Raw genomic sequence first — 20,458 nt, forward strand, 5'->3', positions numbered from 1 at the left:
GGTCGCTCTGGTGGGGCGTCAGGGACGGCGTCACCCTACGGGGTCCGCGGGCGCGGTGACGCAAGGACCGTGCCCAGGCTCGTACTGCTCGTACTCACGGACACCTCAGGTGGTCGGCGGCTCGATGTCCGAGTCCAGCCGGGTGCCGGCGAGCACCGCGCGGGTCGTGGGATGGTCCTCCCCCAGCGTCTGCCGGGACCGCCGCAGCGCCTCCTCGGCCAGGGCGTCCGCCTCCTCGGTCCGGCCGACGGCGCGCAGGCTGAGGGCGAGATTGGAGGTCACCCCGATGGTGTCGTAGTGATCGGTCCCGAGCACCTCGACGAAGAGCTCCCGGGCCCGCACCTCCAGTTCGGCGGCGGCCACGAAGCAGCCGGGGTCGTCGGCCCCGGCCAGCGCGAGGTCATTGGCGTGGTTGACCATGCAGCACAGCGTGTAGGGATGCCTCTCCCCGAGCACCCGCGTCATCTGCTCCCACGCCAGCCCCGACATCTCCCGCGCCCGCCCGGTGTGCCCCTCCAGGCGGAGGTAGACGGAGAGGTTGTTGGCACAGGCGAGGGAGACGGGGTGCTCGGCGCCGAGATAGGTCTCGTAGCGGGACATGGCGCGTTCGACCAGCTCCAGCGCCCGCCCGGTGTCCCCGAGCGCGGCGAGGTCCCCGGCGAGGTTGCAGGCGGCGGCGAGGGTGTCGGCGTGCTCGGGGCCATGGGCGGTGACGTAGCGGTTGTGGAGGTCCTCGTCCATCTCCCTGGCCTGCTCGTACTGCCCGTTCCTGCGCAGAGCCACCGCGAAGTTCTTGCGTACCCGCAGGGTGACGCTGTGATTGTCGCCGAGGGCCTGCGCACACTGTTGCGCAGTGGTCTCCAGCAGCTCCAGGGCCATCCGCAGACTGCCGGTCTCCCGCAGATCGCGGGCATAGTTGTCGGCGCGGGACAGGGTGTAAAGGTTCTTGGGCCCGTAGGTCTCCAGTTGCTGCCGGTGGACACCGCCGTGCAGGCGCAGAGCCTCCTGCCTGTCGCCCGCCAGGTACTCCGACATGCCGAGGTTGTTGGTGTACATGAGGGTGCGGGGGTGATCGTCGCCGAGGACCCGCCGGGCGGCGGCCAGTGTCTCCCGGTCCAACTCGCGCGCCTCCCGGTAACGGCCGAGGGCACGCAGGTCGGCCCCCAGATTGCCGGCCACCGCCAAGGTGTGGGCGTACTCGGCTCCACGAGTGCGCCGGAACCGTTCGAGGGTGTCCTGGTCTATCTCGTAGGACTCCAGCAGCCTGCCCTGCGAGCGCAGCAGATTGCCCTGCTGGGTGCGGAGCATGAGGGTCTGCGGATCGTCGGGGTGGCCGATGCCACGCGCTTCCCAGGTTTGGAGAGTGAATGCGGCGAGGTCCAGACCGGCCGTGAACAGACTGCGTTTCCACAGATAACGCACCGAGTCGGTGATCCACTTGCGGACCTCCCGATCGGGATTCTTGGCGGCCCGGCCCGGTTGCAGATGCGGGAGGAGTTCCTCGTACCGTTCCCAGTTGTCCGGCGCGTCCGGATCACCGGGCGCGGCCTCGACAAGAGCCGCGTGCACCACGGCACGGATCGTGAACCTGTCCTCCTTGGGGATCTGGTCCCGGATGACCGCCTGCACCAGCCGGTGCACGGTGAGGGTGGCACTCGTCTGGTCACTCCTGGCCAGACCGAAGCGGTTGATGGCGCGCAGCAGCAACGCGATGGTCATCTCGTCGCGCGGCTCACCCTCGCCCAGAGTGAGGGCCTCGGTGACGGTCCGGCCGTACAGCACCCTCATGGGGATGGGGTCGGGACCGAAGAAGGCACAGATCTCCAGCATCTCGGCCGCGGCCGGGTTGATCCGGCGCAGTTCGTCCACGGCGAGGAGCCAGGTGGCCGCGGCGGAGCGCGGATAGTCCCGCTCGGGCAGCCGGGTGTCGTTGAGGACCTTGGTGAGGCGGTCGTCGAGCAGGGCGAGGTACGTCGACACCGGCATGCTTCCGTCGCTCAGCCAGACGGCGGCCTGCCCGACGGCCAGTGGCAGGTCGCCCAGCCGGTCGGCGACCTGCTCGGCCTCGACGACCGGCAGCCGGGGGTTGAGCAGGTGGAGCAGTTCCAGGCTCTCGCGACGCTGGAAGACGTCGACGTCGATCAGACCGGCGCTGTTGGCCCAGGTCCGGTCGCGGGAGGTGATCAGCACGTGCCCGCCGGACGGTCCGCCGGGCAGGAACTCCTCCAGCATCTCGGGCCGTCCGGCGTTGTCCAGGACGAGCAGCCAGCGCTTGTACGGCCGTCCCTCGCGCAGCGCGCGCAGCACGGCCTCCGCCGTTCCGGCCGTGTCCTCCCCGTCCTCGATGCCCAATTGGGGAGCGAGGTCGGCCAGTGCGGGGCGTATCAGGTGGGGCTGGGCCGCGGGCAGCCACCACACCACGTCGTAGGCCGCCCTGAAACGGTGGGCGTACTCCTGGGCGATCTGCGTCTTGCCCATCCCGCCGAGGCCGTACAGGACCTGAGGCACCTGCCGGGATCCGCCGCTGAACCGGTCGCGCAGTTCCTCAAGGAGCGGGCCGCGCCCGGTGAAGGCCACGTTACGGGTGGGGACGCGCCACACGGCAGGAGCGGCGGTCGGGAACGGCGGCGGAACCACACCCGTGACGGTGCTGCCGTCCGGGGTACGCGGTGCCGAGGCCGAGCCGACGGCCTCCAGCAGTCCGCGGGCCGCGTCCTGCGGACTCCGGCGGGTCAGGTCGACGCTGAGACGGTCGTCGAAGAGTCCGTCCGCGGAGTGGGAACCGTCCATCTCCTCGACACGGACCGCCACCAGCGCCGGCACTCCCGCCGACTCCCGTCCGGTCACCCGCGCCCATACGTCGGCGGCGCGCTGCTGATGGACGTAGTCCGGGGTGAGCAGGGCGAGGAGCCGGCCCCGCCGTTCCAACACGGCGGTCGCCTCGGCCGGGACGCCGTTGACCGACTCCGAGGTGCTGTGCAGGGACACCTGATATCCGGCCGCCTGGAGGTGACCGGCCGCCCATTCCGCCCACATCCGGTCGGTGGGGGCGTAGCTGACGTAGAAGCGGGGCGGCACCGCGCGCGGATCGCGCCGGTACTCGGCGTTGAGCAGGCGACGCTCCTCCACCGGCTGCGGCCGCAGACCGCGCACCTGCCCGTCGGTGATCCACCCGGTGAGCCGTTCGAACGCGGCCAGCAGGGAACCTGCCTGTAACGGGCGGTCGGCCACCGTGGCCGGTATCTCGGTATAGGCGTAGTAGGTCTTGTAGGGAATCTCCACCTCTCCCCAGTACTTCTCGCGCTCGCCCTTGTGCAGCCATGAGAGGTAGGGCGCGAACGCGGCCCGCGCGGAGTCCCTGCCCTGTTGGAGCAGTTCCTGCTCGGCGTCCTCCACCCGCATGGGCACCGGCAGGATGCGCACCGGGTGCGGGGCGGAAGCGGTGACCGAGGCGGCGACCTCGGCGCAGCCGCCGATGCTCTGCAGGTTCAGAGCGAAGCCGTTCACCAGCAGGTCGGGCAGCAGCATGGTGCAGATGCCGGAGGTGTCGCTGACGCCGGTGCGGCTGTCGATGAGGACGTAGTCGTACTCCGCCTTCATCTCCTCGCGCAGCACCTGGAGGAAGGAACCGCCACCGAGCCGATTGTAGAAGCGGTGCCAGTCGAAGGTGGTGACAGCGGCGGAGTAGGAGGCGCTCTGACGGCCGGCCGGAAGGAAGTCCAGGCGTCCGCCGGGCGGCAGGGTCAGGTCGAGCCCTGTGGTGTACGGGCGGAGGCTGGCGCACGAGCGCAGCCACTCCTCGCCCTCGATCACAGTGTCCCGGTCCGTTTCGGTGCCACCGACGGACCGACCCGGGTCTCCCGAGCCCATAACCTGCCCCACGTAGGAGGTCATCATGTTCATCAGGCCGTTGCTGCGCCGGAGTTCGGAGTCGACGAACAACGGTCGCAGGTACCGGTGCAGACCGGGGGCTTCCAGGTCCCAGTCGACGAGCAGTACCCGCAGGCCGTTGCTGGCGAGGATCCAGCCGACGTTGACCAGTGCCATGGTCCGCCCCGTTCCACCCTTGTACGAGTAGAACGTCACTATCCGACCGTCGCGTCCGGTACCGGCCTCAGTCGTCATCGTCGGGATCCTCTGCTGAGGGAGGGCGACCGGACGGGTCGTCCCGGTCGCCGGGCGGGGGCTGGGCGGGGACGGCGAGTCCCGGCATCGGTGGTGCGGGCGGTCCGGCGGGCAGCCGTCGGGGGACGGCGTTCTCGATCAATCGGCTCTGCGCCACGATCACCATCTCGGCCAGCCGGTCGTCGAAGTGCTCCTTGTCCACCAGAACCCGGAAGAGTCGGTCGTACGGATCGTTGCGCCGCATCCAGTTGCGCCGGAAAACCTGACGCACGTCGTCCCACAGCACCCTGTCACCGGACTCGTCGTCCGACTGGTGAAAAGGCATCAGGACGCCGGTGACCGGATGGTTCCGCCGGTCGTAGTCGGACAGCGGCGCGCGGTACGGCGCCCCGCGGGCGGCCCAGGGGTCGACCAGCAGCACGCTGGGCTGGTTCTCCCGCATCGCCTCGTCGAGCTTGCTGCCGAGCGTGTCGTCGACGACCTCGATGCTGGAGGTGTACTCCTCCTCGAGGATCACCCGTTGGGCGCGGTGTGCGACGGTGGGGTGGACCGGCGGGTGGTAGGGGGTCCAGTCGAGTGGCGAGCGGCCGTAGTACTCGTGCCGCTGCCTGCCGGCGGGCAGGGCGTCCGCGGCTCCCGCTGCCACGAAGAGCCGCACGTGGCCGGTGCTGCGTCCGGTCGGTGCCATGGCGCCCTGAGCCGGGAAAAGGCTTCGCACAGCGCCCAGGTCGAGCTCCTTGACCGTGGGTAGCCGGAACAGTCCGGCGGCGTACTGCACACGTTTGGCGATGAGCCGCAGCGCCCTGCGATAGGCGGTGGGGTCACCGCGCATCAAACTCATCAGTCCCTGTTCCGCGTACTCGCGGCCCAGCCCCGGCTCGAAGAACTGGTAGCGGCTGATCGCTTCGGGGACCGGGCCGCGCAACGGGGCCCAGATGACGGGAATCAGCGCGCGTACGTCGATGTCGGTGCGCTCCCGGTAGTCCTCCACCCGGGCCTGGAAGGCCGCCCACTCCTTGCCGCAGTAGAGACTGTGCACATAGGCGGGGGAACACAGGGCGACCATGGCGCGGCAGTGCCCCACCTCCCGGCCGAGCATGCGTTCCCAGTCCGCCCCGAGGGCAAGCTGTTCCACGTCCCGGAAGGGCCTCTGCCTGCTGCAGTCCTCTCCGAGACGGTCCAGCTCGCCCACCAGGTCCTCGTAGAAGCGGCTCACGAAGACGTCATCGCGGTCGTCCTGGCGCGCGTAGCTGAGGAAGAAGTACGACTCCCGCTCCAAGGGCACCCCCAAACCCCCACCGCCGCCCACCCGGCCACCGACGGCGCGCCGGGCCGGGGACACGTACGCGGCACCTTCATACCCATGCCGCTCACCGCTCTACCCTCACCAGGTCTGCGCCAGTGGGCAATTGGCAGTATGCCGAGAGTGGTCGGCGAGCTCCGGGTCCGTCGTGGTAGATCCTAGAGGGCGGACTCGAAGGCGGCGTACGATTCCGCCGACGGTTCACGCAATTCCCTCAGCACCGCCGACAGCGCTGTCTCCGGCAGGTCCTCCAGCGCGTCCATGGGCACGTTCGCGACATCCACCAGAACCGAGGCGTACTCGGGTTCGCTCGTGTCCATCAGCACGTACGTGCCCTTCCCTGCTGGCGTGCGCGCACGCACGTCGTACGATGCCGCGCCGGGGTCCGGGCAACGGCAGAACTATAGAGGAACGCTCCCCTCGTCGAACCCTCGGGACCGGCGTGGCACGGGTGGTACGCACACACTGTCCGGCCGGTGTCCGGACCGTACCCGACTGGTCGTCTGATGCCATTGTCGCCGCGGGGGCGGATCCCGCACGCCGGGAACGACGGGACAAGGGAACGACAGTGACCGAGGGACCATCGGGCACGCCAGGAACACCGGTGCCGTCGCGCGCTGCGACGTCGGCCTAGGAGCGCGGACGCGGTAGGTGACCGTCGCCCCGGCATGAGCGCGTCCAGCCCCTGGGTGGTGCCGACCGCGCTGTGCCCATCACCCGCGAGGGAGAAAGCACAGGGCGTGCGCGCCCTCGTGGACGGGGTCCGAGGTGACCGTCGGGCTCGCGCCGCCCCGGAACCGGCCGCTTCCGCCGTCCCACCGCAGGCGCTCCCGCCCTCGGTGTGTGACAGAAGGCGTCCCGGCCGGTGTCAACTTCACGCCGCTGCCACCGCTGTGTCACGAGCGTGTCCTGAGCACGCCCGCCGCGCAACGGTGCCGGACGGGCCGCCCCTCTAGCGGGACAGAAAGCCACCGGGGCCGGACGGCCGGCCCCACCCCCACACGGAGGATGGACCCCATGCGCGCTCGGAAGATCTCGATCCTGACCCTGACCGCGGTGGCCCTCGGCCTGTCGCTGACGGCATGCAACGGTGACGACCTCGCCGACGCGCCCTCCTCCACCGCGAGCAAGTCGTCCGTGTCCACGGACACCCCGAAGTCCGACCAGGGCAAGGGCACCTCGGCGGGGACGGGTTCGGGGACGTCGGCGGGCAAGGGAACGTCGGCGGGCACGCCCGCCAAGCCCGACATGAAGTGCACGAACCAGATCGACTACTCCGGCGACTACCGCGACAACGCCACGATCAACTCCATCGGTTCGGACACCGGCACCTGCCCGCCGGTCCAGAAGGCGCCGGACGACGAGAAGTGCACGAACAAGCTCGACTACGCGGGCGACCCGCGCGACAACGCCACGATCAACTCCATCGGTTCGGACACCGGCACCTGCCCGCCGGTCCAGGGTGCCGGCGGGGAGAAGGGCACCCCGGTGAAGGACCCGGAGGTCAAGTGCACCGACCAGATCAACTACGCCGACGACTCCCGCGACAACGCCACGATCAACTCCATCGGCTCGGTGACCGGCGTCTGCCCGCCGCTCCTGCGCAAGTGACGCCTCACCCCTCCGTCTCCTGACGGGGCACGTTCCCCGTCAGGAACCCGCGCGGAATCCGAACCGTAGCGAGTCAGCGCGCACCGGACCGCGCATCCGACCGCGCACCACGCAGGACAGCGGCGCTGGCCAGGGCGCCGACGACGACGAGGGCGGCGTTGGCCGCGAGGGCCGTCCGCAGTCCGCCGAGGACGGCCGAGCGCCGGTGCCGGTGCCGGTCATCGTGACGGTGGCGATCGCGCTCATGATCGGCGCGCCCACGGTGATGCCGATCTGCTGGGTCATGGCCGCGAGCCCGGTGGCCAGGCCCTGCTCGTGGTCGGCGGGACCGGAGGTGGCCGTGACCATGGAGCCGGTGCGGTAGCTGTCGTCGCGCGCCCGCCGGGGATTGCGGGACAGCCCTCAGGGCCTGCCGAGCACACCGAGCGGCACCGGCCGGACGCTCAGCCTGCGCTCGACGGCCCAGAACACGATCAGCAACAGCAGGCCGACAGCGGCGACAGCAGCGCCTCGGGGGAACCCCGACCGTGCTCCGGGCCTGGGTGAGGCCGAGGACGATGGCCGGCGGACCGAGGGCGACGGGCACATTGATGAAGACGCCCGGCGCCAGGAGACAAGAGTTCCGTCTCCTGGCTGAGTCACCGGGAAGACCTCTTCCGTGGAAGTGGCGCTTGGTGGGGCGGGTGGGACTCGAACCCACGGCCGGCGGATTATGAGTCCGCTGCTCTAACCGGCTGAGCTACCGCCCCGTTGCGGCGCGTCGCGTACACGTGTGCGCGCCGTCTGCCGCAGCATAGCCGCTCATACGATCTCCTGCCCCAGGTGGGCGGGTGCTCGGCGACCTTGCTGTCCCTGGAGACTCCGCGGCGGCCCGTGCGGTTCCCGGAACCGGCGGCGGGCCTGTGGTCGGACATGTGATCGACAGGTGATCGGACATGAAAAAGGACCCCTGAAGGGTCCTCGTTCAGCATGCTCCCCCGACTGGACTCGAACCAGTAACCTGCCGGTTAACAGCCGGCTGCTCTGCCAATTGAGCTACGGAGGACCGAGCTCCCCCGACTGGACTCGAACCAGTAACCTGCCGGTTAACAGCCGGCTGCTCTGCCAATTGAGCTACGGAGGAATGCTTCGTCGCATCGAACGTGGCTACCCGGGTAGCCGCCCCGAAGGGCGCGCGCTCGCTGCGACACATACATTAGCGCAAGCAGGGGGGTGCTTCGCCAATCGGTGTCCCCCGCGACCGGCGCCCGCGCAAGGACCGGGACGCAAGAGCAAGGGAAGGTGGCCGTCATGCGCTATCGGCTGACGTTCGTGGTCGGAGTGGCCGTGGGCTACGTACTGGGTACACGGGCCGGACGCGAGCGTTACGAGCAACTGAGGCAGTCGGCACGGCGAATGGCTCAGAACCCCGCCGTCCGCAACACCGCGGAGTCCGCGGCCCAGCAGGGCCGGGAATTCGCGGGCAAGGCCTACGACGCGGTGAGCGACCGGGTGGGCGACCGCATGCCCGACTCGGTCAGCCGGCGCGTGCAGACGCTGCGCGAGCACAGCTCGGCCGGGTCCGGCCGGGACGACTGGGGCACGAGCAACACCTGACGCCGCGACGCGCGTCCGCGGCCCCGGACATGCCGGGCCCGGGGTGCGTGCGGGCCGGGTGGCCGAGGTCACCCACCCGCCCGCGCCCCGGGCCCGGCCGCGTCCGGCCCGGGGTCCGGCCGCCCCCGGACGCCGGGGAGCGGCGCGGTGCGCTCCGCATGTGCGGCACAATTCCGCCATGGGGATAGTCGCCGGGTTGGACAGTTCGCCCGATTTCACTCGCATCGTCGTGTGTGACACGGACACGGGCGCCGTGCTCAGGCAGGGTTACGCGCCACATCCGCTGGAACCGCGCGAGGGCGGCGGCCGCCCCTCCGACGTCGATCCGCAGGCCTGGCTGCTCTCCCTCGGCGACGCGGCGAGCGGCGGTCTCCTCGAAGGCGTGCAGGCGATCGGCGTCTCCGCTCAGGCGGGGGCGGTGGTGCCGCTCGACTCCCAGGGCACCACCGTGCGCCCGGCGCTGGTCGGCGCCGACAAGCGGGCGCAGGTGGCGGCCGCCGATCTGATCGACGCGCTCGGCGGGCGGCAGGCGTGGGCGCAGTCGGTGGGCTGCGTCCCGGGGGCCGCGCAGCCGGTGACGAAGCTGCGCTGGCTGGCCAAGAACGAACCGGAGAACGCGGCGCGCACCGCCGTACTGCTGCAGGCGCACGACTGGCTGGTGTGGCAGTTGCTGGGGCGGCCGGTGCGCAGGACCACGGACCGGGGCGCCGCCTCGGGCACCGGCTACTGGTCGGCGGCGACCGGGGCGTACCGGCCGGACCTCGTGGAACTGGCGCTCGGCCACCACGCGATGCTGCCCGAGGTGCTCGGTCCCTCGGACGCGGCCGGGCGCACCCCGGAGGGCTTGCTGATCTCCGCGGGGACCGGCGAGACGATGGCCGCCGCGTTCGGGCTGGGCATCGGGCTCGGTGACGCGGTGGTGTCGCTGGGCGCCTCCGGCTCGGTGATGGCCGTGCACCCCGAGGCGCTGGTTGACCCGTCGGGCATGATCACCTCACTCGCGGACGCCACCGGGATGCATCTGCCGGTGGTCACCACGACCAACGCCGTACGGGCGCTGCGCGGTGCCGCCGATCTGCTCGGCGTGCCGGATCTGGAGACGCTGTCGGAGCTGGCGATGAAGTCGACGCCCGGCTCGCACGGCCTGGTGCTGCTGCCCTACCTGGAGGGCGAGCGCACGCCGAACCTGCCGCACACCGCGGGCACGCTGGCGGGGCTGCGGCGCGAGTCGATGAAGCCGGAGCACCTGGCGCGGGCGGCGTTCGAGGGGATGCTGTGCGGGCTCGCGGACGCGCTGGACGTGCTGCGCGGGCGCGGCGTCGAGGTACGCCGGGTGTTCCTGCTCGGGGCGGCCGCGGAGCTGCCGGCCGTGCAGGCGGCGGCGCCCTCGCTGTTCGCCGCGCAGGTCGTCGTCCCCCAGCCGGCCGACTACGCGGCGATCGGCTCGGCACGGCAGGCGGCGTGGGCGCTCGGCGCCTCCCAGGGCACCCTGGACCCGCGCACCCCGCCGGTGTGGCAGGGCGCGGCCGCGCAGGTGCTGGAGGCCGGGGAGGACCTGGCGGTGGGTCAGGCGGTGCGGCAGCAGTACGTGTCGGTGCGCGAACAGACCCATCCCGGGGCGTTCCGGGCCTGACGCGGGCGCGGGGGCGGGCTCCTCGCGAGCGCGGGGCCGGGCATGACGCGGGCACGGGGGCGGGCTCCTCGCGGTCAGGTGACGGGGGCCCGGGACCGGGGCCCGGACCGCGCTCCCCGAAAGCTCGAACGCGCGGGGCGTGCGCCCCCGGAGCGAACCCGTGCACCTACCCGTGCCGCGATCGGATTAATCGGTTGAGGTAACACGGGTGGAGTGCCGGACGATAGGGGGTGGTGCACCACCGCATCCCCTGTCGTCGACTAACCGAGAGTCCCGCGTGCTCATACGACTCCTCCGGGCCCACCTCAGGCCCTACCGGAAACCCCTCGCGCTGCTGGTCCTGCTGCAGCTCATGCAGACCTCAGCCACCCTCTATCTGCCCACCCTGAACGCGGACATCATCGACAACGGTGTCGTCAAGGGCGACACGGACTACATCCTCACCTTCGGCGCGCTGATGGTCGGCATCTCGCTGGTCCAGGTCGTGTGCAACGTGGGGGCCGTGTACATCGGCGCCCGTACCGCGTCCGCGCTCGGCCGGGACGTGCGGGCCGCGGTCTTCGACCGGGTGCAGTCGTTCTCCGCCCGCGAGCTCGGACAGTTCGGGGCGCCCTCCCTCATCACCCGCACCACCAATGACGTCCAGCAGGTGCAGATGCTGACGCTGATGACGTTCACGCTGGTGGCGTCCGCACCGATCATGTGCGTGGGCGGCATCGTGATGGCGCTCGGTCTGGACGTGCCGCTGTCCGGGGTGCTGGTCGCCGTGGTCCCGGTGCTCGCCATCTGCGTCACCCTGCTGGTACGGCGGCTGCGTCCGCTGTTCCGGGGCATGCAGGTCCGCCTGGACACCGTGAACCGGGTGCTGCGCGAGCAGATCAGCGGCAACCGTGTGATCCGCGCCTTCGTGCGCGACGGCTACGAGAAGGACCGGTTCGCCGGCGCCAACGGCGAGCTGACCGAGGTGTCGTTGGGCACCGGACGCATCCTGGCGCTGATGTTCCCCATGGTGATGACCGTGGTGAACCTCTCCTCGATCGCCGTCCTCTGGTTCGGCGCGCACCGCATCGACAGCGGCGGCATGCAGATCGGCGACCTCACCGCGTTCCTCGCCTATCTGATGCAGATCGTCATGTCCGTGATGATGGCCACCTTCATGTTCATGATGATGCCGCGCGCGGAGGTCTGCGCCGAGCGCATCCAGGAGGTGCTGGACACCTCCAGCAGCGTGGTGCCGCCGTCGGCCCCGGTCCTCGAACTGCGCCGGCACGGGCACCTGGAGCTGCGCGGGGCGGGCTTCGCCTACCCGGGCGCCGAGGAGCCGGTGCTGCGCGGCATCGACATGGTCGCCCGGCCGGGCGAGACCACGGCCGTCATCGGGTCCACCGGCAGCGGCAAGTCGACGCTGCTGGGGCTGGTCCCCCGGCTGTTCGACGCCACCGACGGCACGGTCCTCGTCGACGGCGTCGACGTCCGGGAGATCGGCCCGAAGCTGATGGCCAGGACCGTCGGCATGGTGCCGCAGAAGCCGTACCTGTTCGCGGGGACGGTCGCCACCAACCTGCGCTACGGCAACCCGGACGCGACCGACGAGGAGCTGTGGCACGCGCTGGAGGTGGCGCAGGCCAAGGAGTTCGTCACCGCGCTGGAGGGCGGCCTCGACGCGCCGATCGCCCAGGGCGGCACCAATGTGTCGGGCGGTCAGCGCCAGCGTCTGGCCATCGCCCGGACGCTGGTGCAGCGCCCGGAGATCTATCTGTTCGACGACTCCTTCTCCGCGCTCGACTACGCCACCGACGCGGCCCTGCGCGCGGCGCTCGCCCGCGAGACCGCCGAGGCGACCGTGGTGATCGTCGCCCAGCGGGTGTCGACCATCCGTGACGCCGACCGGATCCTGGTGCTGGACGAGGGCCGGGTCGTCGGCGCCGGACGGCACCACGAACTGATGGCGGACAACGAGACCTACCGGGAGATCGTGCTCTCCCAGCTGACGGAAGCGGAGGCCGCCTGATGGCCGGGCCCATGGGACGGATGGCGGCCGGGCGGGGCGCCCCCGACCAGCGATCGATGGACTTCAAGGGATCCGGCAAGCGGCTCCTCGCGCAGTTCCGTCCGGAGCGGGCGACGCTGCTGGTGATGCTGGCGTGCGGCGTGGCGAGCGTGACCCTGTCGGTGCTCGGGCCGAAGATCCTCGGCAGGGCGACCGACCTGGTGTTCGCCGGCATCATCGGACGGCAGCTGCCCGCCGGCACCACCAGGGAACAGGTGCTGGAGTCGATGCGCAGGCGCGGCGACGGTGCCGTCGCCGACATGCTCTCCGGCACCCACTTCACCCCGGGCAAGGGCATCGACTTCGGCGCCGTGGGCGACGTCCTGCTGCTCGCGCTGGGCACGTTCCTCGTGGCCGGCCTGCTGATGGCGGTCTCCACCCGGCTGTCCAACCGGGCCATCAACCTGACGGTGTCCCGGCTGCGCAGGGACGTGCAGGGGAAACTGTCGCGGCTGCCGCTGTCGTACTTCGACAAGCGCCAGCGCGGTGAGGTGCTCAGCCGGGCCACCAACGACATCGACAACATAGGGCAGACGCTCCAGCAGTCGATGGGCCAGCTCGTCAACTCGTTGCTGACCATCGTCGGCGTGCTGGTGATGATGTTCTACGTCTCCTGGCTGCTGGCCCTGGTGGCGCTGGTCACCGTGCCGCTGTCGTTCTACGTCGCGACCCGCGTCGGCAAGCGGTCGCAGCCGCACTTCGTGCAGCAGTGGCGTACGACGGGCAAGCTCAACGCGCACATCGAGGAGATGTACACCGGGCACAACCTGGTGAAGGTGTTCGGGCGGCAGGACGAGTCGGCGGCGGCGTTCGCCGAGCAGAACGACGCGCTGTACGAGGCCGGGTTCAAGGCGCAGTTCAACAGCGGGATCATGCAGCCGCTGATGATGTTCGTGTCGAACCTGAACTATGTGCTGGTCGCCGTCGTCGGCGGGCTGCGGGTCGCCACGGGTTCGCTGTCCATCGGTGACGTGCAGGCGTTCATCCAGTACTCGCGGCAGTTCTCGATGCCGCTGACACAGGTCGCCTCGATGGCCAACCTGGTGCAGTCCGGGGTCGCCTCCGCCGAGCGGGTCTTCGAACTGCTCGACGCCGAGGAGCAGAGCGCGGACGCGGTGCCGGGCGAGAAGCCGGCCGAGCTGCGCGGGCGGGTCGCGCTGGAGCACGTCTCCTTCCGCTACGACCCCGACAAGCCGCTCATCGAGGACCTGTCGCTGGCGGTCGAGCCGGGCCACACGGTCGCCATCGTCGGCCCCACGGGCGCCGGCAAGACCACGCTGGTCAACCTGCTGATGCGGTTCTACGAGGTCACCGGCGGGCGGATCACGCTCGACGGGGTGGACGTCGCGCGGATGTCCCGCGAGGAACTGCGCGCGGGCATCGGCATGGTGCTCCAGGACACCTGGCTGTTCGGCGGCACGATCGCGGAGAACATCGCGTACGGGGCCTCCCGCGAGGTGACCCGCGGGGAGATCGAGGAGGCCGCGCGGGCGGCGCACGCGGACCGGTTCGTGCGGACGCTGCCGGACGGGTACGACACGGTGATCGACGACGAGGGTTCCGGGGTGAGCGCGGGCGAGAAGCAGCTCATCACGATCGCGCGGGCGTTCCTGTCGGATCCGGTGATCCTCGTGCTGGACGAGGCGACGAGTTCCGTGGACACGCGGACGGAGGTGCTGATCCAGAAGGCGATGGCGAAGCTGGCGGCGGGGCGGACGTCGTTCGTGATCGCACACCGGCTGTCCACGATCCGGGACGCGGACACGATCCTGGTGATGGAGGACGGCTCGATCGTGGAGCAGGGGTCCCACGATGTGCTGTTGGCCTCGGGCGGTGCGTACGCCCGTCTGTACCGGGCGCAGTTCGCGCAGGCGGTGGCGGAGGTCGACTGAGGGGTTCCCTGCGGGGGCGTGCGGGGGCGGGTTTCTCTCGCCCCCGCACGCCCCCGCCCTTCCCGTCACGTCACGTCACGGGGCTCCGTCCCCGGTGAAGGGACGGGACGGCAAAAGGGCGGCGGGGGCGGGGAAAAACGCCGGCGGCTCACTCCAGGTAGCCGCGGAGTTGGTCGGCGTAGGCGTGGTCCCTCAGTTTGTTCAGGGTCTTCGACTCGATCTGGCGGATGCGTTCGCGCGTGACGCCGAAGATGCGGCCTATCTCCTCCAGCGTGCGCGGACGCCCGTCCGCCAGCCCGTACCGGAGCTGCACCACCTTCCGCTCGCGCTCGCCGAGCGTCGACAGGACCGCGTCCAGGTGCTGCCGCAGCAGCAGGAACGCCGCCGACTCCACGGGGCTCGCCGCGTCGCCGTCCTCGATCAGGTCGCCGAGCGCGACGTCCTCCTCCTCGCCCACCGGCGCGTGCAGCGACACCGGTTCCTGGGCCAGCCGCAGCACCTCGCCCACCCGCTCCGGGGACAGGTCGAGGTGCGCGGCGACCTCCTGCGCCGTCGGCTCGTAGCCGCGCTCCTGCAGCATCCGCCGCTGCACCCGCACGACCCGGTTGATCAGCTCGACGACGTGCACGGGCACGCGGATCGTGCGGGCCTGGTCGGCCAGGGCGCGGGACATCGCCTGGCGGATCCACCAGGTCGCGTACGTCGAGAACTTGTAGCCGCGCGCGTAGTCGAACTTCTCCACCGCGCGGATCAGCCCGAGGTTGCCCTCCTGCACCAGGTCCAGCATGGTCAGCCCGCGCCCGACGTACCGCTTGGCGACGGAGACGACCAGCCGCAGATTGGCCTCGATCAGCCGGCGTTTGGCCATCCGGCCCCTGACGACCAGTTGGTCGAGGTCGAGGGCGAGCCGGCTGTCCAGGTCGGGCGTGGAGCCGAGCTTCTCCTCGGCGAACAGGCCGGCCTCCACCCGGCGGGCGAGTTCGACCTCGTCGGCGGCGGTGAGCAGCGGGACGCGGCCGATCTCGCGCAGGTACTGGCGGAACAGGTCGGAGGAGGGCCCAGCCCCGGCGGACCCACCGGTGTCCGCGCGGCCGCGCGGCGGCGGGGCCGGCACCACCGCTTCCGCCTCCGGGCCGTCCACCCGGCCGTCCGCCGCGCCGTCTGTCGCGCCGTCTGTCTGCGTGAGGGTCTGGGTCTGCACGGGGGCGACCTCCGGATGAGTCGCTGCGGGGGCGTGCGGCAGCGGAGTGTGGGGGATGGGGTCGACGGCCTCGCCGGCGGCCATCCCGCAGTCGTGGGGCGGAATCGCGGGCGTGGGGGATCCGGGGTGTGCGGGCCGTCCGCGCTCCGAGGACTCAGGCACCGCCCCCAGTGTGGGGTACGACACATCCCCGCCACGAGGGGCGTGCGGTGACTTTTTGCGTCCGGTCGGTGACCGGGCGGTTACCGGGAGGGGCGGCTACGGGCGGGCCGCGGGCCGGAGCGCGCGCCGCGGCAGGCGTCGGGGCGCGCTCACAGCGCGGCGGCCCCGCCCGTCCGCAGGGCCTGGTCGTACTGCTGGAGAACCCACAACTCGTTCTGCACAGCACCCAGTTGGGCCGGGTCGCCGTGTGCGGTGAGGCGGGTGAGCCGGCTCTGAATGTCGCGCACGCGCCGCTCGACCGCGCGGCGGCGCACGGTGACGAGCTGCTCGCCCGCGTAGTGCTCGTCCACCGTGCGGCGCAGGATCGCCTCGACGGCCAGCTCGGTGACCATCGCACGGACCGCGTCGTCGGGGGCCACCTCGCGCACCCGCAGCAGGTACTCCTGCGGGTCCCGCACGCCCTGTTCGACGCCGCCCGCCTCCTGGATCGCCTCGCGGACCGCCGCGTAGGGCGGTGCGGTGAACTCGTCGGTGCCGTACGCGTCGAACGCCGGGGCGACCAGCTCGGGGCGTTGCAGGGCCAGCTTGAGCAGCTCGCGCTCGGTGGCGTAGACGGGGTTGCGCAGGTTGAGCGCGGGGCCGCGCGGAACGGAAGGGGTCTGTCCGGCGGCGTGATCCTGCCGGCGGCGCTGGTCGGCGGCGGGTGCCGGGCCCCGGCCGCCGCGCTCGCGGGCCCAGCGGGCGAGCTGGCCGACGCGGCGGACGACGAACTGGGTGTCGAGGATGCCGAGCAGCCCGGCGAGCTGCACGGCGACCTCGTGCTGTGCGCCGGTGTTCTTGATGCGGGCGACGACCGGCGCCGCCTCGTCCAGGGCGGCGGCGCGGCCGGCCGGGGTGTCCAGGTCGTAGCGGCCGACGATCTGGCGCAGGGCGAACTCGAACAGCGGGGTGCGCGGCTCGGCCAGCTCGGCGACCGCCTCGTCGCCCTTGACCAGCCGCAGGTCGCAGGGGTCCATGCCGTCGGGTGCGATGGCGATGTACGTCTCGGCGGCGAACTTCTGGTCGTCCTCGAAGGCGCGCAGGGCGGCCTTCTGGCCGGCCGCGTCGCCGTCGAAGGTGAAGATCACGCGGGCCGAGCCGTTGTCCATCAGCAGCCGGCGGAGGATCTTGATGTGCTCGCTGCCGAAGGCCGTGCCGCAGGTGGCGATGGCGGTGGTCACGCCGGCCAGGTGGCAGGCCATGACGTCGGTGTAGCCCTCGACGACCACGGCGCGGGACGCCTTGGCGATGTCCTTCTTGGCGAGGTCGATGCCGTAGAGGACCTGGGACTTGCGGTAGATCGGGGTGTCGGGCGTGTTGAGGTACTTCGGGCCGTTGTCCGCCTCGTAGAGCTTGCGGGCGCCGAAGCCGACGACGTCCCCGCCGATGTCGCGGATCGGCCACATCAGGCGGCCCCGGAAGCGGTCGATGGGGCCCCGGCGGCCCTCCTGGGCGAGCCCGGAGAGGACCAGTTCCTTGTCGGTGAAGCCCTTGCCGCGCAGGAAGCGGGTGAGGTGGTCCCAGCCCTGGGGGCTGTAGCCGACGCCGAAGTGGACGGCGGCGGCCTGGTCGAAGCCGCGCTCGGCGAGGAAGGCGCGGCCGGTGTCGGCCTCAGGGTGGGTGGCGAGCTGTTCGGCATACCACTGGGCGGCCATCTTGTGCGCCTCGACCAGGCGGATCCGCTCCCCGCGCTGGTGGGAGGGGTTGTAGCCGCCCTCCTCGTAGCGCAGGGTGATGCCGGCCTGACCCGCGAGCCGTTCGACCGCCTCGGAGAACGAGAGGTGGTCGATCTTCATCACGAAGGTGAGGGTGTCGCCGCCCTCCTGGCAGCCGAAGCAGTGGAAGAGTCCCTTGCTCGGGCTGACCTGGAAGGACGGCGACTTCTCGTCGTGGAAGGGGCACAGGCCCTTGAGGTTGCCGCCGCCCGCGTTGCGCAGCTGGAGGTACTCGGAGACGACGGCGTCGATGGGGACCGCGTCCCTGACCGCCTTCACGTCCTCGTCGTTGATCCGTCCTGCCACGCGTGAATTCTACGGTGGTCCACCGACGCCCTCGGCCCCTCGGCCTCCCCCGGTCTCAGGGGAGGAGGCTGTCCAGGGCGACGTGCGGGTCCGCCAGGGCCTCCGTGTCCACGGGGGTGCCGCTCCTGATCAGTTTCTGGACGGTTTCGGTGACGTCCCACACATTGACGTTCATCCCGGCGAGCACCCTGCCCTCCTTGACCCAGAACGCGATGAACTGCCGCTTCCCGGCGTCGCCGCGCAGCACGACCTGGTCGTAGGAGCCTGGCGGTGCCCATCCGGAGTACTCCATGCCGACGTCGTACTGGTCGGAGAAGAAGTACGGCACCCGGTCGTAGACGCCCTCCTTGCCGAGCATCGCGCGGGCGGCGGCCGGGCCGCCGTTGAGCGCGTTGGCCCAGTGCTCCACGCGCAGCCGGGTGCCGAACAGGGCGTGCGGGAAGGAGGCGACGTCGCCGGCGGCGTAGATGTCGGGGTCGGAGGTGCGCAGCTGTTCGTCGACGACGACTCCCCCGCCGTGCGCGCGGTCGGCGATCTCCAGGCCGGCCGCCTCGGCGAGCGAGGTGCGGGGCGCGGCGCCGATCGCGGCGAGCACGTCGTGCGCCGGGTGCTCCTCGCCGTCGTCGGTGCGGGCGGCGAGCACCATGCCGTCCTGGCCGACGATCTCGGTGAGTCGGGCGCCGAAGTGGAAGCGGACGCCGTGCTCGCGGTGCAGTTCGGCGTAGACGTTGCCGAGCTCGGGTCCGAGCACGCCGTGCAGCGGACTGTCGGAGGGTTCGACGACGGTGACCTCGGCGCCGTACCCGCGGGCGGCCGCGGCGACCTCCAGGCCGATCCAGCCGGCGCCGGCGATCACCAGGTGGCCGTTGTCCCGGCCGAGCGCGGTGAGCATGCCCTTGAGGCGCTCGGCGTGGGCGAGCCGGCGCAGGTGGTGGACGCCGGCGAGGTCCGTGCCGGGGACGTCCAGGCGGCGGGGTTCGGCGCCGGTGGCCAGCAGGAGCTTGTCGTAGTGCACGACGGTGCCGTCGTCGCCGTAGCGGACGGACCTGGCGGCGCGGTCGATCGCGACGACGGTCTGGCCGAGGTGGAGCTCGATGTCGTTGCGGGCGTACCAGGCGGGCTCGTGGACGAAGACGCTCTCGCGTTCCTCCTTGCCGAGCAGGTAGCCCTTGGAGAGCGGGGGGCGCTCGTAGGGGTGGTCGCGCTCGTCACAGATCAGTATCACCCGCCCGGTGAACCCCTCCGCACGGAGCGCCTCGGCCGCCTTGGCCCCGGCCAGGCCCCCTCCGACGATGACGAACGTCTGATCCGCGTCGACCACTTGATGCCTCCTCGTAAGGATGTCGCCACATGCGAGCCTCCCGCACGCGGCCCGGTGCGGGAAGAGGGGGGTGGCGAGATCGGGGCCCGCCGGGTCGCCCCGGCAGGTCTTTCCCGCCACCTCCGCTCCACCCGTCGGTGCATGGTCACACCCGCCCGGTCAGCCGCGCGTGCAGGGAGCGGGCCGTGGCGTCGGTGAGCGAGGCGATCTGGTCGACTACGGTGCGCTTGCGGGCCCGGTCGTCGGCCGCCTCCTCGAACAGTGCCCGGAACTGGGGGTCCAGTCCCCCGGGGGCGCGGGCGGTGAGCGCGTCCGCCAGCTCGGCGACGACGATCCGCTGGTCGGCGCGGAGCCGCTCCTGCTCGGCGCGCTGCATGACGTAACGGTCGGCGACGGCCTTGAGGACGGCGCACTCGAGGCGGGTGCCGCGCGGTACGACGAGTTCGGCGCCGTAGCGGGTGAGCCGCCCGGAGCCGTACGCCGCCCGGGTGGCGCCCTCGGCGGCCAGACAGAAGCGGCCGATGAGCTGGCTGGTGGCGTCCTTGAGGCGGGCCTGGCCGATCGCCGAGCCGTCGTAGCCGTGCGGCCACCAGTCCTGGGCGAGGAGCCGGTCGAGGGCCTCGGCGAGCTCGGCGGGGTCGGTGTCCGGGTCGGCGTAGCGGCTTCGGGCGACGGCGAAGATCTCCCGCCGTTCGGATCCGTCGCGCAGGGCGCGGGGGTCGAGGTGGCCGGCGTGCAGGCCGTCCTCCACGTCGTGCACCGAGTAGGCGACGTCGTCGGACCAGTCCATGACCTGGGCCTCGAAGCAGACGCGGGGGCCGGGAGCGTCCTTGCGCACCCAGTCGAAGACGGGGCGGTCGTCCTCGTACACCCCGAACTTGGGCGAGGCGGGGTCGTCGGGGCGGGCGCCGCGCGGCCAGGGGTACTTGGTGGCTGCGTCCAGGGCGGCGCGGGTGAGGTTGAGGCCGACGCCGACGAGGGCACCGGTGGCGGGGTCGGGGACGAAGCGCTTGGGTTCCAGGCGGGTGAGCAGGCGCAGCGACTGGGCGTTGCCCTCGAAGCCGCCGCAGTCCGCGGCGAACTCGTCGAGCGTCTGTTCGCCGTTGTGCCCGAAGGGCGGGTGGCCCAGGTCGTGCGAGAGGCAGGCGGCCTCGACGAGATCGGGGTCGCAGCCGAGCGCGGCGCCCAGCTCGCGGCCGACCTGGGCGCACTCCAGGGAGTGGGTCAGCCGGGTGCGGGGGCTGGCGTCCCAGACGGAGCCCGTGCTGCCGGGGGTGACGACCTGGGTCTTGCCGGCGAGCCGGCGCAGCGCAGCGGAGTGCAGCACGCGGGCGCGGTCGCGCTGGAAGGCGGTGCGTCCGGGGCGCTTGTCGGGCTCGGGGGCCCAGCGCTCCACGGCCGCCGCGTCGTACCCGCCGGCGGCGGTGTACTGCTCGTACGGCCGGCCCGGGGCGCCGCCCGGGCCGGATGCGGTTCCTTCCATGGGTACGACAGTAGACGCCGC

At 71.6% G+C, this 20,458-nt stretch carries 12 protein-coding genes, 3 tRNA genes and 1 pseudogene; 5 read left to right on the forward strand and 11 right to left on the reverse strand.

The genetic code is table 11. From position 1 onward, the window contains the following. Positions 1 to 105: 105 nt before the first annotated feature. The 3 genes from fxsT to fxsA all read right to left on the reverse strand — a co-directional run bounded on the left by fxsT (position 106) and on the right by fxsA (position 5,748). A complete protein-coding gene (gene fxsT, locus QFZ64_RS11615; protein WP_307064809.1) occupies positions 106 to 4,125 on the reverse strand; it encodes an FxSxx-COOH system tetratricopeptide repeat protein in 4,020 nt (1,339 codons plus the stop codon). Further along, on the reverse strand, positions 4,115 to 5,467 hold the full coding sequence (locus QFZ64_RS11620; protein ID WP_307064810.1) for a TIR-like protein FxsC: 1,353 nt from the start codon (positions 5,465 to 5,467) through the stop codon (positions 4,115 to 4,117). Before QFZ64_RS11620 ends, fxsT begins: the two co-directional genes overlap by 11 nt. Before the next feature lie 119 nt (positions 5,468 to 5,586). Beyond that, entirely contained in the window at positions 5,587 to 5,748 is a 162-nt protein-coding gene (fxsA, locus tag QFZ64_RS11625) for an FxSxx-COOH cyclophane-containing RiPP peptide (RefSeq protein ID WP_307064811.1), read from the reverse strand. Between the two features lie 697 nt (positions 5,749 to 6,445). On the opposite strand from fxsA, the gene QFZ64_RS11630 reads away from it, so the two are divergent. Next, the gene (locus QFZ64_RS11630) at positions 6,446 to 7,039 is read left to right on the forward strand and encodes a hypothetical protein (RefSeq protein WP_307064812.1); all 594 of its coding nucleotides are present in this window, start codon (positions 6,446 to 6,448) and stop codon (positions 7,037 to 7,039) included. Between the two features lie 73 nt (positions 7,040 to 7,112). Here QFZ64_RS11630 and QFZ64_RS11635 read toward each other — a convergent pair. The 4 genes and pseudogenes from QFZ64_RS11635 to QFZ64_RS11650 form a co-directional block, all read right to left on the reverse strand. Continuing rightward, positions 7,113 to 7,393: pseudogene (locus QFZ64_RS11635) on the reverse strand (MFS transporter); the annotation flags it as partial. A 318-nt stretch (positions 7,394 to 7,711) separates the two neighbouring features. Beyond that, positions 7,712 to 7,788 (reverse strand) — tRNA-Ile (locus QFZ64_RS11640). Positions 7,789 to 8,011: 223 nt separating this feature from the next. Next, positions 8,012 to 8,084 (reverse strand) — tRNA-Asn (locus QFZ64_RS11645). Positions 8,085 to 8,089: 5 nt separating this feature from the next. Continuing rightward, positions 8,090 to 8,162, reverse strand: a tRNA-Asn gene (locus tag QFZ64_RS11650). 167 nt (positions 8,163 to 8,329) lie between these two features. On the opposite strand from QFZ64_RS11650, the gene QFZ64_RS11655 reads away from it, so the two are divergent. The 4 genes from QFZ64_RS11655 (at position 8,330) to QFZ64_RS11670 (ending at position 14,210) form a co-directional block, all read left to right on the forward strand. Further along, positions 8,330 to 8,635, forward strand: a complete 306-nt coding sequence (locus QFZ64_RS11655) for a YtxH domain-containing protein (protein ID WP_307064813.1) — start codon at positions 8,330 to 8,332, stop codon at positions 8,633 to 8,635. A 178-nt stretch (positions 8,636 to 8,813) separates the two neighbouring features. After that, positions 8,814 to 10,268: an FGGY-family carbohydrate kinase gene (locus tag QFZ64_RS11660; protein ID WP_307064814.1), complete on the forward strand. Its 1,455-nt coding sequence runs from the start codon at positions 8,814 to 8,816 to the stop codon at positions 10,266 to 10,268. 277 nt (positions 10,269 to 10,545) lie between these two features. After that, positions 10,546 to 12,279, forward strand: coding sequence for an ABC transporter ATP-binding protein (locus tag QFZ64_RS11665; protein ID WP_307064815.1), 1,734 nt, complete (start codon positions 10,546 to 10,548; stop codon positions 12,277 to 12,279). Further along, the gene (locus QFZ64_RS11670; RefSeq protein WP_307064816.1) at positions 12,279 to 14,210 is read left to right on the forward strand and encodes an ABC transporter ATP-binding protein; all 1,932 of its coding nucleotides are present in this window, start codon (positions 12,279 to 12,281) and stop codon (positions 14,208 to 14,210) included. The genes QFZ64_RS11665 and QFZ64_RS11670 overlap by 1 nt, the downstream gene beginning before the upstream one ends. A 148-nt stretch (positions 14,211 to 14,358) precedes the next feature. Here QFZ64_RS11670 and QFZ64_RS11675 read toward each other — a convergent pair whose 3' ends face one another. The 4 genes from QFZ64_RS11675 to QFZ64_RS11690 form a co-directional block, all read right to left on the reverse strand. Further along, positions 14,359 to 15,573: an RNA polymerase sigma factor gene (locus QFZ64_RS11675; RefSeq protein ID WP_307064817.1), complete on the reverse strand. Its 1,215-nt coding sequence runs from the start codon at positions 15,571 to 15,573 to the stop codon at positions 14,359 to 14,361. 149 nt (positions 15,574 to 15,722) lie between these two features. Continuing rightward, entirely contained in the window at positions 15,723 to 17,633 is a 1,911-nt protein-coding gene (dnaG, locus tag QFZ64_RS11680; RefSeq protein WP_307064818.1) for a DNA primase, read from the reverse strand. Between the two features lie 55 nt (positions 17,634 to 17,688). Beyond that, entirely contained in the window at positions 17,689 to 18,954 is a 1,266-nt protein-coding gene (locus QFZ64_RS11685) for an NAD(P)/FAD-dependent oxidoreductase (protein WP_307064819.1), read from the reverse strand. 145 nt (positions 18,955 to 19,099) lie between these two features. After that, entirely contained in the window at positions 19,100 to 20,437 is a 1,338-nt protein-coding gene (locus tag QFZ64_RS11690) for a deoxyguanosinetriphosphate triphosphohydrolase (RefSeq protein WP_307064820.1), read from the reverse strand. Between the last annotated feature and the right edge of the window lie 21 nt (positions 20,438 to 20,458).

The organism is Streptomyces sp. B3I8 (genome assembly GCF_030816915.1).
Taxonomy (GTDB): Bacteria; Actinomycetota; Actinomycetes; order Streptomycetales; family Streptomycetaceae; genus Streptomyces.